Genomic DNA, 15,080 nt, shown 5'->3' with positions numbered 1-15,080 from the left:
AGACAAATTGATTGCCCCATAGGTACTCATAACGCAAAGTGAATCAGATTCCTCGATTGCAATCTCAAATCCTTTCAAATTCTATTATCTCTAAAATGACTGCACCGGAATCTGTATCTCCGTGAGCCATTCCTGCTCTGATTCCTTATTCCACACACCATCGATATAAGACTCTCTGATATTTCCGCAAATCTCATACCCATTTTCTTCAATGTATTGAAGCAACATTGCATATGATTTATGAAGGGTATTATAAGAGCCCTTATGAAAAATGCATGCTGCCTTAGGTACCTTAGGCAATACCTTAAATGTTAACTGCTCATAGTCCTGTTTTTTCTCTGTCACTGACTGGCAAATTTCAACCAATATATCTTCTTCCTTATATCCCGGCTCCAGATAGTGAGTAAAACAATACTCCGGCTGAGCACATACACAGCCAAGCTGCTCCATCTTTGCTCCCATTTCCGGCATGAGCTCAAACAGTGCATCGTAAGACTGAATTCTCTGTTCCATGGTACATACAATTACTTCCGAAATTTCTTTGATGAGAACGGGGGCAGACAGGTTGACACTGTCTTTTGCAAGATAACTTTCCACCTGTGCCAGTTTGTTAGTAAGTGCCGCAATTTCTGTTAATATTTCCTGCTTTTTAGCAAGTAACAGAGATTTTTCCTCTGCCCCGTCCATGATTTTTCGAATATCATCGATAGAGAATCCCATGCTTTTTAATGCCATAATCCGATGCAGATCTGCCATCTGTCCTGCCTCATAATAACGATAACCATTTTCCTCATCCACATATACCGGAACCAGCAGTTTTTGCTCATCATAATAACGAAGCGTCTTAATAGTTACACGATTCATGTTGGCAAACATACCGATTTTATAGAAATGTGTGTTATCTTTCTCGTCACAAAAAAGATGCTTTTTTCTCATTTTCATTTCTTTCATCTCAATCTCCTTCTTCTTCGCTTATTCCCACCGAAATGTCTTAACCGAAATCATAGTACAAACCAATGTAATACCTACGAGCAATACAACAGTCTTCCATATAGAATCCATTTTCATTCCCATGGAAACAGCCTTCATCAGCTTTATCCCCTGAGTCAGCGGCAATACATTGGAAACCTTCTGAAGTCCACTGGGGAACAATTCATACGGTATAGTTGCGCCGGATAAAAACAGCATCGGAAAATACACAAGAGTAGTTACAGCATTCACTGATTTTACAGTCCTGCAAATGCTCGCCATCAATAGTCCTATGCTAAACATGGACACAAGAGTCAAAAACCAGGCTCCGATAAATCCCAGAGTATTTCCCCCCATTTTATACCCAAGAAAAATAACGGAAACCAGTGATACAGATGTGGCAGATAACATGGCTGTTACCGCACCGCAAAGCACATCACTGCCTAAAATCCACATGGGACTACAGGGTGTCGTAAAGAAATGCTTCAATATTTTCTTATCACGATAATCAGCAATTGTCAAAGGAATCCCCATAAATGCCGCCGCACAGATACCCACTGCAATCAGTGAAGCAAAGGAACTTTCCAGATAAGTAAATCCCTCTCCTGCCTGTTTCTGTCCTGCTATCATGTTAATCAGTATCATAATTCCCACCGGCATTGCCACGCCGAAAAGCAACATATCACCAGAACGCAGCGCCAGTTTCTGTTCAATCATATAAAGTTTCAAAAATCGTTTCATCGCGCAACCTCCTCTCCCATATACCAAAGATACGCTTCCTCCAGATTATCGTAAGGACTGCTTTCAATAACTTCTTTTACTGTTCCTTCAGTCACCTTTTTCCCATCTTTGATCAGGAAAATCCGGTCACACAAACTCTCTGCCTCCTCCATATAATGTGTGGTCAGAAAAATAGTGGTTCCGTTATTTTTCAATTCCCTTAAGTGTCTCCATACCTCTCTTCTTGCTGCCGTATCAAGTCCTGTGGTCAATTCATCCAAAAACACAATTTCCGGTTTATTAATCAGTGCCAGCGCAACGGATAATCTTTGTTTTTCTCCCCCAGACAACTTGTTTACCTGTGATTTTTCGAATTTTTCCAGAGAGAAAAAATGCAGCAATGTATGGTAATCCTCCGGATTCTCATATAGGGCAGACATCTCTTTACAAAGTTCATCCACCCGTATATTATTTTGATAATTTGAGGATTGTAACTGCACACCTACACGTTCAAATATTGCCTTTCGATTTGCGCGAGGTTCCATTCCAAAAATCGTTCCGTTTCCCCCATCCGGTTTCTTAAGTCCCAGAACCAGGTCAATGGTTGTACTTTTCCCTGCCCCATTATGCCCCAGTAATCCGAATACCTCTCCTTTCTCCACACGGAATGTAATTCCATCTACAACCGCTCTTCCGTGAAATGACTTTGTCAAATCGTTTACTTCTATACATGTACTCATACTTAGCCTCCTTTTCGTTTCTAAGGCTATGCTACAATCTCCTGTAAGGGACGAGTCAAGCGCTTTTCGCTTAAACACAATTTTATTTACATAAACAGGGTTTTATTTACATAATGCAAGATGTGTGATATCCTATCTATGATGCAGGAGCAAAATTCTGACTGCCCCTTATTATTCTTCGTCGGAAGGCGTCTCATTTTCGGAGCTTTGAATCAAAGAAAAACCCGACAATGAAGAGATGGTAACTGAAGAACGTTGATGTGCACACCGAAGTGATTTATGTGTTTGATGCAAAGGAGGAATTATTATTGAGTAAGATGATTTTTGGAGAAGAAAAGAGCCGGGAAGAGGTGATGCGGGAGATTAGAAAGAATCCGGTAGTGTATTCCAAATTTCTTGATTTGAAACAGATATTTCAGGAACAATTTGTGCAATTCTGCATGGGTGTCAGGGGAATGAAGATGACTTATGATACTTTTTCAAGCACGTATTTGATGCGGAGGTTCATCCGGAACGCCTGTCAAAAATGAGTATCTGCATCGTGGGGAATGGAAGTTCGATACAGGTCTGAAGTTAGATCTTCTGGAGGAATATTTCTTTATATCTCTTGAAAATTTCTTTAAAATTGAGGATAATAAAGAAGATACAAAAAGATTGAGTTTGCAGAGCTTTATGAGGATGTGACGTATTTTCGGCATCATCCGGAGGAGGCGATAGGAATGTTCTCGGAGGCATTGAGAAAACAGGATGAGAATACCATAAACTTTATGATTGATGATATGAAAGGCGAGATTGACGGACTGAAAAAAGAACTGGCAGATAGGGATAGGAAACTGGCAGACCGGGATAAGGAACTGGCAGATAAAGATCGAAAACTGCTGGAACAAGAGCAGGAAATCTTAAAATTGAAGAAGCTTCTTGCAGAAAAGAAATCAAATGGAAAAAGTATGTGATGTTATCTGTAAAAAGCGTTGCAATCAGATTGGAAACATCGGGAATTCCTTTGTCTGTTTCCCATTTCGTAATTGCCTGTCTGGTTACGTTTAACTTTCAGCAAGTTATTCCTGTGATAGACCTGCCTTTTTATGACCTCTTAATCACTCACCATTGCGCTACGCATATCCCAATCTTTTTGATATGGTACCCTTTTATCGTAGTCCCTGATTGCACAATAAAAATTCCCGTCAGTATCGTCCTCCGGTCTGTAAAATTCACATTCCGGACATTCAATATAATCACACATGTGTTGAATCACATTTTTTACTCTTATCTGTTTATCTAAACTTGTCATGACCTTCACCTCAAAAGGGAAACTCCCAAAACATCAGCTTTTCCACTCCTATGTTTCATTTTCCATTCGACAATTCTTTCTGTATATTCCGCTGCATTACCTTCTCCCAGAGAAGTGTAATCTATGTAGTTCTCCTTTTGCATATATACCAAATCAATGCGGCAGAAAAAACTAATACAACGGTGGTAATCATACTTGCTTCAATACCATATTCGCCGCCATTCCATATATTTTTACCTATGGACTGCATTTTGAAGATAGCCGTAACAGTTTCATCATTTCCACTTAAATTTAATCCGAGAACACTATACAGTATGGCGTTCCAAATTGAATGCAAACCGCAAGCCGCCCAAATACTTTTAAAACGGATAGTCAGAAGCGAAAAGATTATTGAAATCAAGACAAGGTTAGCAACGCCAATAACACCGTAAATCATGCCGTCCGTAAACAGAGACGACCAATGCGGCATAATAAACATAACCGTGCTGATCGCTATTGCAATCCAGATCGAAGTTTTCTCTTTAAGAGCGTGTAACACAATTCCTCGACAGAGAATTTCTTCTGTTGCTCCTTGAACGATAAATCCACCTATTAAGAGAATAATCATAAGAATATCAGTATTTTCAAAAAATCCGTGATATTCAATGTTTCCCGTTAAAACGATAGCAAAGACAGAAACGGCAATCAGGATAACACCTGTAATAGCACCAATAAAATAATTTCCAAAGTGTTTTGTTAATCCCATTTCTGTCAAAGGTTTTTTCTCAATCCGTTTCCAATACATTAACGCCACACTTGCCATAACAATATAACCGTAATATGTTATCAGCGTTATGGTCTGTGTGTCAAACATTTCACCTGCAAAAACATTTTTACCAAGCACAAAATGTAGCAGGATAACGACTCCTTCTGCCGCAAACAATCCAACTACGTAACATACAAAAAAGGCAAGGATTTTCTTTACAATGAATAATGCCGCTGACATTTCCGTTCTGTTATTGAAAGGACTGATATTTTTCAATAATTGCTTCATTCTGTCTTTCTTCCTCCTTGTAGACCACGAATCCCCTGTAGTATTGTTTTTAATGCAAAATCAAAAGTATCGTTTAATGATACAGGGTTTCCATATCCTCCGTGACTCTCTATAGATGAGAAACCTTGCAGAAATCCTCTGAGCATACGAACAATATGAACTTTCTGTTCCTCAGCCAAATCATAAGCTTCCAGAACCTGAAACAGCACAGATACCGTCCCCTGGGTTGCCTGAAGATGTTCTTCCGATTGATACATATTATACCATTGCATAGCTTCAAACAATCCTTTATGTTCTTCAACGAACTTCCGATAGGTATTGCAGATTGCAATAATTGCATCATCTTTTGCTTTACCTATGGCTACTCTTGTTATTTCACTTTCCAACGAACGCCAACCATACAACATCAGTTCTTTATTCAACTCATCAAGTCCGCCACTAAAGTGCTTATACAAAGACGGGGATTTTATTCCTAATTCTGTTGCTAACATTTTCAAGGTTATATTAGTAACACCTTTCTCGTCTGCCATTTTAGCAGCCGCTTCAATAATTGTCTTCTTATCTAATCCAGCTTTCATCAGGCTACTCCTATTTATATTTTAGTTAATTATATTAGCCATTATAGCATAAGCTGTTTATAATGTAAATCGTTAAATTCCATAATTGTATCTCAGAAATTCAATTATTTTCTGACTAATCACCTCATATTCATAGTCATGAATATAATGTGGGCAATCAAGATCTATATATTGGACAGAATCCATCTTTGCAAAATACTCCTTGGGAATTTTACGCCATGTCTCCCGATCAAATCCAGTGCCTGTACCATTCGACAGGAATAGCAGCATGGGAATTTGCGGAATCCCCATTTCCGAAACAATCTTTGCATTGTCCTTAACTGCAATGTACTCGTGAATCATGGTCTTGGTCTGTGTGCGACTGAAAAAAATAGCTCTGTAAATTTCTTTTTCCTCATCTGTCAGACTTCCATGCTTTATGGCATCACTTTCGGAGATACCGGGAATGAGACGGGTAACACCCAGTTGCGCAACCAGCCCCGTAATCTTCATCATTGGAATACTAATCTTCATATTCTCATAATACTGTGGCACTGCCATATCAAGACCGATAATCGCAGTTACTTCATCCGGATACTTCTGTGCCCAGTATAAAGCCTCCAGTCCGGACATGGAATGCGGACAAAGGACATATGGTGCTTGTATCCCGGCACATGTAAGTGCCTTTCTGGTATCTTCAAGAATTGAATCGATGTCTCGATTCCTATCAATAATATCGCTGAACCCGTAACCAAATTTCTCGACTACAACTATCCGGTAATCATCACTCAAAAGAGAATAAAGAGATCTGAAATCCAATACAGGAGAACACGTTCCACCACCCGACATGAAAACAAGTGTTGTATCTCCACTTCCTTCCACATAAATATTCATATCGTGTCCATCAACTATGATTGTTTTTCCTTTTTACCTACATTTCTGCGCCGTTCCCATAGCTTTTGTCGTTCTTTTTTAGCGGATGAGTCAAGAGCTGCCCCAATGCACATCCCGATACACAACCCTAAGGATAGGCCTATTCCAGTGCTTCCGGCGGACGAGCCAAAAGCGGTGCCGATGCTTAATCCAAAAAGCATATAGATCGTCATCCAGTTTGTAAGGGGACTCTCCAGAACGAAACGTGGACCTTCTTTCCCCTCTCCGTCAGGAATGAATCCGCATTTCTCCAAAACCCGCTGGGAAGCCTTGTTATCCGGTTCGGTTTCGGCCTCAACAAATATGACACCTGAATTACCAAATGCCCACTGTGTCATCGCCTGAACAGCTTCCGTAGTATATCCTTTTCCTTCATATTCCGACAAAACGCCATAACCGATTTCAACAGCATATTCATGAGCTGTTCCTTTAAAGCCGAGATCTCCAATGTATGTGCCATCACTTTTCAGCGTCATCCTCCAGGGTGCATACCATACCCTGTTTTCAGGGTCACGCTTACACCCGGATAACATTTCACCGTAAGCTGCACGAAGTTCACCCGATTCAGATGTTTCAATCAGGTTTTCAATTTCCTGATCCGACATCGGTTGGATCAGAATTCTCTTAGTTTTGATTTCCGGTTCTTTCTTCTTCATATTAATCACCTTACATGTTTTTCATTATTTAGTCATTTTATTGCTATATAAACAATTTTATAATTTCTTTTGCCCACGAAAGCCAGTTTGGAACAGCCGTATCCAACAATTCCTTTACAGCGGTTACATCTTTAGGGGTAAGTTTTCCAATACTCTGAAATACGCTGCCCACAGCCTGCGTATCACCTATGGCAATCATCGCCCGTGCATTGTCACCAAGAGCAAAATATTTTCCAACCGCTAAAGCACCGACTGAAAAATCACCGATTGCAATTGCACCAAAAGATACAATTCCTAAGCTGATAGCTCCTGCTGAAAATACACCCACCGATAAACTTCCTGCCGACATGATACCGAATGCCAGCATTCCGACAGAAAGCATGCCAAGCGAAAACATACCGAAGGACAGCAATCCCATGGATAACATGCCGAGAGATACAATTCCTCTTGCTTTCAGTCCGACCGCGATCACTCCACGGGCATTGAGCCCCACGGCAACAAAGCCTTTTGCATTCCTGCCAATATGCCACAACGGCATACCCCATACTGTTTTTTCACTCTTTCTTTCACGCAGACGATACCCCGTATGCCTTCTGAAGAAAATGGCAGATTCATCATCAGTCTGATTCTTGTTATCTGTTTCCATCGTATCTCTGAGCAAATAATCCAATGAACAATCAAATAATTCACTCAACCGTATCAGTTTGTCTGTTTCAGGATATGTAATATTACTCTCCCATTTACTGATTGCCTGTCTGGAAACTCCCAGAACATTTGCGAGCTGCTCCTGTGTGTAGTTATTTTCTTTTCTCAATCGTGATAATTTATCGCCTAATGTCATAGTGCGCCCTCCATTCTGAACAATTTGTTCATGCCAATGATACCTGCTTAATGTCTGAAAGACCACCATCACCTGGGTTCTAAATGTAAACTACAGGTTGCATTGCTGTTTTTCTTCCGAAAATCCCATTCATTTATAGAAAACTTTCTATCGTCCTCCTAAATAACGGATTCTTCAGGAAATGCGGTGTTTTCATCTCATTACACACCTGCACCACCATCTCATCCAGAGACTCTGCAATACCTTTGCATCGGTCTACATTTTGCTGTATTTCATCCATAAGCATCATCGCATCTTCGATCTTGTCCATTGCCTGCTCCCTATCATACGTTTCATCCCACGCCGGATAAAATATATCAGCTCCCTTTATTTCTTTTAGCTTTTCCAGACTCTTCCTGTTATCATCCCTCTGAATCCAGATAGGTATGTCACCTCTGACCGGAATCGCATCACCGGTAAATATGCAGCTCTCTTCCGGCAACAGATAGGATAATTCGTCACAGGAATGTCCCGGTGTTCCAACTGCTTCTATGGTCAGACCATCTTCCAACTTAATGCAATCACCATCTTTAAGTATCTCATCAACCGTCACGGATTCGTTGACAAGGGTATAGAAATTTGGAATCGGGCGCTCTGCAAACTGCAGATCAATATCCCTGATCCAACGACTTTCACCAGCGCTGGCATATATCTTACATCCTGTCATTTCTCTGATCTTTGCGGCACTTCCAATATGATCCGGATGCGCATGGGTCAGGAATATACATTTTACATCCGTCAGTTTCCTTCCAATAGACTTTAAAAAATTTGCTATAATTTCTTCCGCACCGTCAACACCGGAATCAATCAAATAACAGAACTCGCCCTCTATGATATAGACATATACATATCTCTTAATTTCGGGAGTTACATGAAAATCAATTTTTAACTGATGTATTCTCTTACCCATACTCTTTTTCTTCCTTTCACAAGTACTCTACGGTTCGCCTTCCACTATAACTGCTCTGGCATCTACACTGTTGACACGCTTCATCATAATCGCCTGATATTCCTTGGATGAGAAGCATTCATCCAGATCTTCCTTTGATGGAAACCTGATCAGAATGACACGCTGTGGCTTTCTTTTATCCGACAGGCACGTAACATCTTCGGTTCTGACAAGATATTCACCTCCATAGCTTTCCACGATTGGCCTGACCTTTTCTATATAAAAATCATATTCTTCCCGGTTCCCGTCCTCGGTAATATACGTATCAATCATAAAATAATATGCCATATGTACTGCTCCTTCTATATATTTTCGTTTCTTACCACATACCGGTAATGCGGCATATCCACGCATCCTCTGTAAATGTTCATTCCATTCTGCGCAGATAGAATACCTTTGCCCTAACTTCATGCATATTTCCACATCCTCAACACTGTTTACTTTCTGCAAATCGTATTAATTACTATAAACAATATCAGGCAATCTAAAACTATGATTCCCACAGAAATGTATGCAAACTCAACCGGAAGCACATCCTCAAAAAGCCCCATAATCAAGATCAGAATTGCAACAACTGCCATCCCGATTCCTGTAAATCTGCACATTTTTCTAGCATCATATTTATCCTTTTCCTCTTTTGTAGCTGTATTATAACCAGCAATAAGTCCACTTCCATGCCCGGAAATTAATATAATTGAAAGAATCGCAAACAGAACAAATATCACCCAAATAATCCAATCCGAACCATTTGACACATCCGATAACTTCATACACTTCACCTTTTAATTCATAATTTATCGCTCATCATCCAGTAAACCTACCTATATCACCTCGCCAGATATTCATCCGCTTCTTCTCTCGATGTAAATATGACAATATCTCTGCCGTCCTGATATTTCTTTATTAATTCGTAGAGTTGTGGCAACTGTTCTTTCGGAAAATCAATGATCCATTGTCTGAATTCTTCATCAAACTCCTTCTCAATCCAAGGCAGGTCTTCCCGCCTTTTCCCGATACGGGATTCTGCTCCCGCAAGACAGATCTCAAGCGGATAGTCCAGCAAAAAAACGGTGTCGCATTCCTTCAGACGCAGTTCCATCGTGCGCAGATAATTTCCGTCGATGATCCACTGATCCCTTTGCACCAGCTCTTTAATCTGTGCTTCGAACTCTTCTCTGGAAACATTCGTCTGATCCGGTTTATGCCACAGCATGTCCAGATAATATAAGGGAAGCCCTGTCGCATCTCTCAGCTTTCTTGCAAATGTACTTTTCCCTGCACCGGGACATCCAATAACAATCACTTTTCGCATAATTTCCCTTTATTCTTCCATTCGTTCGATCTTGAAAATAACCGGACGTGTTCCGTCATTGCAGCAGGTAATCATAACCTTTTCATCTTTCATCCATCCATGCATCACAGATCCGCCCTGCAAAGCTGCATAGACATAATGGCTGATAGCAGCCCACGCTTCGGAACAGAACTGTCCATTCAGCATCGTCAGATAATTGTCTTTATCCACGATAAATTCCTGTCCTTCCTGAAATACACTGCATTTGCCAACATTCGGATTCGAACAGTACTCCTTTGCCAGATCTGAGAAAAATTCTCTCCTCATTACCGTAATTTTACATTTATTTTTCCATCCCATAATTGCCCCTCCATTCATAACGTATAGATTAATAGACATTTATCATTGATTTAAATCAGTTTGGAATTTATCATCCAAATCAAGAAGAAAGCTCTCATAATCTTTCACAAAATACCTGATATTTTTCCGCCCTTTTTGAATAATTGTATGTCCTTCTTCCTCCAGCTTCGCCTTCTGCGATTCAATACCGCCGGGATATTTTTCATTCAGTTCCCCGTTTGCTTTTAGCGTTCTCCAATAAGGCGTTTCATCTTCTGAACGCTGATAACTCGCCCATGCACCAATGGAAACAAAAATTCCGGCTGTAATAGGTTCTGTAAAATCTGCACCGCTTAATTTTGCAAAATATTCCCTGATTTTACCGACCGTAATCACCTTGCCACAGGGTATTCTCTTCATCACTTTGTCATAATCGACCGGCGGTGCAAAATACATCCTATTTCCACCATATTTCTCAGTACTCTTTTGATCCGTTATAATCTGGAGCTTTGGCATATCCTTGCTGTCATGCAGCATAGCATTGAAATCCTTCTTATCTTCATTAGCCATATCAGTCACCTCCTGCTTTTAAGATAATCAACTTGCACATCATAATGTATTCTTCGTCATTCTCATCAATAATTTCAAATCCTGCTTTTTTATACATCCGGACAGCATAATTCGTCTTTTGTACTGCCAACGATGTCTGCTTATACCCATGTTCTTTTAGTTCCGTAAGTATCCTTTTCATCAATTTAGTCCCAATACCATAATTCCTATATTCTTTGAGCAGTGAAATAGCAAGTGATGGCGTTTCATCATCAACATGCCCATAGTCATTCATAATACGCCCCCAAACTGCTCCCACTATCTTATTTTCAATTTCAGCGACATAACAAATGTCACCTTTGTGCTTTCCAAAGTTCGAAACATATACCTGCAGTTCTGGTTGCTTAATTATATCTCTTGAAGGTGCTGTAACTCCTTCAGGAATAAATATTGCTTCATACAAAAATATATCTAATATTTTTACTTCATTTTGTCTTAGTTCTCTTATAGTGTAATCTATATTCTCATGATATGATTTTCCAACTCCTTTTAGTTCAATCACAAAACTATCTCCCTTTTCACAAGCTTAAAATGATCATTCGCATTGCTAACCTTTCAGGAAATACAAGGCCACATATAGTATGGCAATGCACAAAAACGGAAATATTGTTCCTGGAAATCCTTTGTAGTTTTCCCGCTGACACAGTTTCACAATGATAGCATAATGTATACCACTGCCCAGCAAAATCATGATCGCCGCCAGAATGTAAGCATAAATCGAATCTGAAACCGTATGAATCCCTGAAATCCACATAGCATAGTATAGATAATCTCCGATTCCGCAGGTGGGAATTAATACATCATTTTTCTCTTTTCCATATACAATTAACTTTGACATGAAATGGACATTGGACATCGCCCTTGCATTCATAGTGTGCTTTCCATACTTTGTAAAGCTGATAATATCTATAATCGACATTGCAGCACCAATAGCCAGAACCCCTTCAAAATCAAGATTCTTCCCAAACAATATACCAAGACACAGTACAGCAAATGCTGAAATCAATCCATTTATAAACAGCCTTTCTCTTTTATATTTGATAAAAAATGCATTAATCAGGATATAAAGTCCACCTGCAAGACCACAGATTATAATCAGCGTGTCTGTAAAAAACAAATTCCCTACGATAGTCAAGATGCCATACAGCACAATATACGAGGCCGACCATATAATAGCATGTATCAGTTTATCTTTTTCCATAATTCTAAATCCCCAAAGCCTGATTTTTACAATTCTGTTCTCAGTAGTGCATACATTTTCATGTCAATAACTTCTCCGTTTTTTACAGCGTTGCTTCTCAGCGTACCCTCATATTGGAAACCTGCGCAAAAGTTTCATTTTCATCTGCGGAGAGCATTGCAGAATTGAACTGCTACTTCTCAAATATTACTACGCCGCATTCGTAGGGATGGTCGTAATACACAGTTTCTTTTCTTGAGCGATATAACAGAATTTTCAGGATAATCAGAAAATCGCCGCCTCCAGAAAAGATCATAAGTTCTGCAATAAAAAATAAAAGCAATTGACCTGTCGCCACTGCAATCACCGCAGTTCCTGCTCCCAGGATCAGCGTTGGCATAGCTCCTCCTAACATATATTGCCACTTTTTCATCGGTTCCGAACAAGTGCAGTATGGCGTCAAAGCCTTCCAGATAACACCGAATTCAATCGAATGAAAGTGGTTTTTAGCAAAACAGCCCCAGACCAGTCCATGAATCAGTTCGTGCAAAACAATCAGCACCAGGAGAATAGGAAGCAGCAATATGCTGAATCTCAAAGATATCTCCCTCGTCCCGATGCTATTGACAGTGAAATAAATAACAGCAGTTAAAACTACAAACGGCAGCATAATGATAATTGCTCCAACATTAGCCTGCAAAATACCGATGGTCAGCGCTTTTTCTTTATATCCGTTTTTCTGCATATCTGCCCTTAGAATTTCAAATTGTTCTTTGCGTTTCAATTCTTTTTCCGTCAGTTTTCTTTCATTTTTCTTCATCAACTATCTCCTGTAAAACGGTAGTGTTCTGTTTATCTACTCAAACAATTTTGATTTACTATTCTACCGTCCATTCGCCAAATCTGACATTGCTTTGATGCTTTTGGTGTTCCCCTATGATTTTTTCCATCCAGATCATGTCATACCATGTATGAAACTTGTATCCGGAATTATGAAAAGTGCCCACAGGATGAAATCCCATTTTTTTATGAAAATAGTAGCTGTCATTACTCAAATGTTCATCCTCCTCTTTTGGCCGCGCTATACATGCATTCATATTTAAAACACCAATACGTTTTAAAGAATCTTCCAATGCATGATATAAAGCTTTTCCAACACCTGCTCTTCTGGAATCTTTTCTAACATAAACAGTCACTTCCACTGACCAGTTGTATGCTTTCCTGTTTTTGAATTTACCGGCATAAGCATACCCAAGAATTTCACCTTTCTCTATTGCTTTTATATATGGCAAATCTGATGAAATACTTCGTATTCTATCCTGAAAATCAGACAAAGAAGGCACTTCATATTCAAATGATATCGCGGTATCCCGAACATACGGTGCATAGATTGAGAGAAGTTCTTCTGCATCTTCTATGTTTACTGGCATAATTTCCATTTCTTTTTCTCCTACAAATTTCGACTTCCTGATACGAAAACAGTAGTTATTATTTCAATGATTGATTATTCTACCGGGAAACACACTTCCATAACATACTCTTCAAATATCCGGTCAATCTCCTTCCAGTCTAAACATCTCACAAATCTGTCATTTGGAAACTCTAACTGTCTATTCCAGGGGCGATCAAATACGGCTACTTTACACTGTTCAAAATGCAGAACATGCTCAAACGCAGCTGGTGAATCTTCAATTGCAAAATCAAAAGTCATGCTGTAGAGTTTCTCTAAGGTCAAATTGTATGTACACTCCTGATTAAATGATTCCCGACCATATTTATCCACAAAATAAATAGGAATCCTCTCCAATTGATGCTCATCAAGCCATGTTCTGGATGGTTCATAGGAATCAAATGGTCTTCCTGTAATGATAGAAACCTTATGCCCTTCATCGACCCACTTATTAATCGTCTCTGATGCTCCCGCCGTTTCCTCATATTTTAGCAAATTTTCCGGAATATGTCCTGCCTTCATCAATTCATCATACTGTGAATCACTTAAATCAAATGCTTTCTTAAGATTAAAAAACTGAACCTGTCGATAAGGCACCTCAATATTAAACATTTCTTTTGCAATTTTTGTAAAGTATTTTGCTGTTTCACAGATTACATCATCAAAATCTATATATATTTTCATTGTGGTTCCTTTCTGATTTTCACGTTTTTCATCACTATTGTATTTGCTGCTTAATAGAAAAGTAAACTGGAAATTTATCGCTCGCATTGTCAAACGACAAATATTTCAATATAGCTTATTGTTTTCTTTGAGTCAACACCTGTCACACCATAGAAAGAACCTTTATACCAAAGTATAAATCTATTGTCGTTATTTACTATGCAGCACATCGGCAATTGGCATGAGCCGCCTTTGGTATAAACAGCCTTTGATGCATAGGATATTCCATAATAGTCCAATGCTTCCAATATTTTTGACCACGATACGTGACCTTTTCCCATCAACATGATCACATCGGAAAGAGGCACACCGGCAAGCATTGCAACACAGCAATGACCACAGGATCCGGCTTGAAGGGGAATAGTTTTAATACCATCTATTTTTCGTATGGGATGTTCCCTGGAATATGGGCTGTCATGGTTAATTCTCGATAGTGTTTCAATTGGTTCCATTTCGATTTCATATTCTTCTTCAGTCTCAAGCGCCGACAGTGTTTTCTTCGTTATAGGGATTAGATATTTCCCATTCCCCTTGGGAATCAGTTTACATTCAAAAGAAAGACCAAGGATAGACACCCTGCATGGAATATTCCCCTTTAAACCTGTCTCTTCCCATACATTAAATGGTATCTTGATAAATGCGCGACCACCCTCAGTATATATGAACGCACTAAATCTATATATCATTTGATCACCAGCCCTTCACATATTTTGTTATATATAAATTTCCGAATTTGTTAACTAAACAATTCTAAAAATTA

The 15,080-nt window shown here is 39.4% G+C and carries 23 protein-coding genes; 2 read left to right on the top strand and 21 right to left on the bottom strand.

The annotated features are described in order from the left end of the window. Positions 1-90 precede the first annotated feature (90 nt). The 3 genes from ACQRCC_RS14500 to ACQRCC_RS14490 are packed head-to-tail and all read right to left on the bottom strand — an operon-like array spanning position 91 to position 2,429. Positions 91-951, bottom strand: coding sequence for a MerR family transcriptional regulator (locus ACQRCC_RS14500; RefSeq protein WP_427851467.1), 861 nt, complete (start codon positions 949-951; stop codon positions 91-93). A 21-nt stretch (positions 952-972) separates the two neighbouring features. Further along, the gene (locus ACQRCC_RS14495; RefSeq protein ID WP_427851466.1) at positions 973-1,710 is read right to left on the bottom strand and encodes an ABC transporter permease; all 738 of its coding nucleotides are present in this window, start codon (positions 1,708-1,710) and stop codon (positions 973-975) included. Continuing rightward, the gene (locus ACQRCC_RS14490; RefSeq protein ID WP_427851465.1) at positions 1,707-2,429 is read right to left on the bottom strand and encodes an ABC transporter ATP-binding protein; all 723 of its coding nucleotides are present in this window, start codon (positions 2,427-2,429) and stop codon (positions 1,707-1,709) included. The genes ACQRCC_RS14495 and ACQRCC_RS14490 overlap by 4 nt, the downstream gene beginning before the upstream one ends. Before the next feature lie 308 nt (positions 2,430-2,737). Here ACQRCC_RS14490 and ACQRCC_RS14485 point away from each other — a divergent pair, with 308 nt between their 5' ends. Together ACQRCC_RS14485 and ACQRCC_RS14480 are read left to right on the top strand one after the other, a co-directional pair. Next, the gene (locus ACQRCC_RS14485) at positions 2,738-2,959 is read left to right on the top strand and encodes a hypothetical protein (RefSeq protein ID WP_300109991.1); all 222 of its coding nucleotides are present in this window, start codon (positions 2,738-2,740) and stop codon (positions 2,957-2,959) included. 189 nt (positions 2,960-3,148) lie between these two features. Continuing rightward, positions 3,149-3,382 carry a hypothetical protein gene (locus ACQRCC_RS14480; protein ID WP_300109993.1) on the top strand — a complete coding sequence of 78 codons (234 nt, stop codon included), beginning with the start codon at positions 3,149-3,151 and terminating at the stop codon, positions 3,380-3,382. Positions 3,383-3,522: 140 nt separating this feature from the next. Here ACQRCC_RS14480 and ACQRCC_RS14475 read toward each other — a convergent pair whose 3' ends face one another. The 18 genes from ACQRCC_RS14475 to ACQRCC_RS14390 form a co-directional block, all read right to left on the bottom strand. Continuing rightward, entirely contained in the window at positions 3,523-3,720 is a 198-nt protein-coding gene (locus ACQRCC_RS14475; protein WP_427851464.1) for a hypothetical protein, read from the bottom strand. Between the two features lie 121 nt (positions 3,721-3,841). Further along, the gene (locus tag ACQRCC_RS14470) at positions 3,842-4,753 is read right to left on the bottom strand and encodes a CPBP family intramembrane glutamic endopeptidase (protein ID WP_427851463.1); all 912 of its coding nucleotides are present in this window, start codon (positions 4,751-4,753) and stop codon (positions 3,842-3,844) included. After that, positions 4,750-5,331, bottom strand: a complete 582-nt coding sequence (locus ACQRCC_RS14465) for a TetR/AcrR family transcriptional regulator (RefSeq protein WP_427851462.1) — start codon at positions 5,329-5,331, stop codon at positions 4,750-4,752. Before ACQRCC_RS14465 ends, ACQRCC_RS14470 begins: the two co-directional genes overlap by 4 nt. 72 nt (positions 5,332-5,403) lie before the next feature. Next, entirely contained in the window at positions 5,404-6,204 is an 801-nt protein-coding gene (locus ACQRCC_RS14460) for an alpha/beta fold hydrolase (protein ID WP_427851461.1), read from the bottom strand. Positions 6,205-6,218: 14 nt separating this feature from the next. Beyond that, entirely contained in the window at positions 6,219-6,899 is a 681-nt protein-coding gene (locus ACQRCC_RS14455; protein WP_427851460.1) for a GNAT family N-acetyltransferase, read from the bottom strand. Between the two features lie 43 nt (positions 6,900-6,942). After that, on the bottom strand, positions 6,943-7,740 hold the full coding sequence (locus tag ACQRCC_RS14450) for a helix-turn-helix domain-containing protein (protein WP_427851459.1): 798 nt from the start codon (positions 7,738-7,740) through the stop codon (positions 6,943-6,945). A gap of 133 nt (positions 7,741-7,873) precedes the next feature. Continuing rightward, the gene (locus ACQRCC_RS14445) at positions 7,874-8,689 is read right to left on the bottom strand and encodes an MBL fold metallo-hydrolase (protein WP_427851458.1); all 816 of its coding nucleotides are present in this window, start codon (positions 8,687-8,689) and stop codon (positions 7,874-7,876) included. A gap of 27 nt (positions 8,690-8,716) precedes the next feature. Then, positions 8,717-9,139: a DUF1330 domain-containing protein gene (locus tag ACQRCC_RS14440; RefSeq protein WP_427851457.1), complete on the bottom strand. Its 423-nt coding sequence runs from the start codon at positions 9,137-9,139 to the stop codon at positions 8,717-8,719. 26 nt (positions 9,140-9,165) lie between these two features. Beyond that, a complete protein-coding gene (locus tag ACQRCC_RS14435; RefSeq protein ID WP_427851456.1) occupies positions 9,166-9,498 on the bottom strand; it encodes a DUF3784 domain-containing protein in 333 nt (110 codons plus the stop codon). A gap of 56 nt (positions 9,499-9,554) precedes the next feature. Further along, positions 9,555-10,040, bottom strand: a complete 486-nt coding sequence (locus ACQRCC_RS14430; RefSeq protein WP_427851455.1) for an adenylate kinase — start codon at positions 10,038-10,040, stop codon at positions 9,555-9,557. Between the two features lie 9 nt (positions 10,041-10,049). After that, positions 10,050-10,379: a TIGR04076 family protein gene (locus ACQRCC_RS14425; protein WP_427851454.1), complete on the bottom strand. Its 330-nt coding sequence runs from the start codon at positions 10,377-10,379 to the stop codon at positions 10,050-10,052. Between the two features lie 42 nt (positions 10,380-10,421). After that, on the bottom strand, positions 10,422-10,928 hold the full coding sequence (locus ACQRCC_RS14420; RefSeq protein ID WP_427851453.1) for an MGMT family protein: 507 nt from the start codon (positions 10,926-10,928) through the stop codon (positions 10,422-10,424). Between the two features lies 1 nt (position 10,929). Continuing rightward, positions 10,930-11,427, bottom strand: a complete 498-nt coding sequence (locus tag ACQRCC_RS14415; protein WP_427851490.1) for a GNAT family N-acetyltransferase — start codon at positions 11,425-11,427, stop codon at positions 10,930-10,932. An 87-nt stretch (positions 11,428-11,514) separates the two neighbouring features. Further along, positions 11,515-12,168 (bottom strand): hypothetical protein, encoded by a 654-nt coding sequence (locus ACQRCC_RS14410; protein WP_427851452.1) that lies wholly within the window; start codon positions 12,166-12,168, stop codon positions 11,515-11,517. 172 nt (positions 12,169-12,340) lie between these two features. Next, positions 12,341-12,967 carry a DUF3267 domain-containing protein gene (locus ACQRCC_RS14405; RefSeq protein WP_427851451.1) on the bottom strand — a complete coding sequence of 209 codons (627 nt, stop codon included), beginning with the start codon at positions 12,965-12,967 and terminating at the stop codon, positions 12,341-12,343. Between the two features lie 58 nt (positions 12,968-13,025). Further along, the gene (locus ACQRCC_RS14400; RefSeq protein WP_427851450.1) at positions 13,026-13,586 is read right to left on the bottom strand and encodes an N-acetyltransferase family protein; all 561 of its coding nucleotides are present in this window, start codon (positions 13,584-13,586) and stop codon (positions 13,026-13,028) included. A gap of 65 nt (positions 13,587-13,651) precedes the next feature. Continuing rightward, positions 13,652-14,281: a 5' nucleotidase, NT5C type gene (locus tag ACQRCC_RS14395; protein ID WP_427851449.1), complete on the bottom strand. Its 630-nt coding sequence runs from the start codon at positions 14,279-14,281 to the stop codon at positions 13,652-13,654. An 89-nt stretch (positions 14,282-14,370) separates the two neighbouring features. Next, the gene (locus ACQRCC_RS14390; RefSeq protein WP_427851448.1) at positions 14,371-15,006 is read right to left on the bottom strand and encodes a DUF1905 domain-containing protein; all 636 of its coding nucleotides are present in this window, start codon (positions 15,004-15,006) and stop codon (positions 14,371-14,373) included. Positions 15,007-15,080 lie beyond the last annotated feature (74 nt).

This window comes from Sporofaciens sp. SGI.106 (assembly GCF_050314255.1).
GTDB lineage: Bacteria > Bacillota > Clostridia > Lachnospirales > Lachnospiraceae > Claveliimonas.
This window is presented reverse-complemented; position numbering and strand designations above follow the sequence as displayed.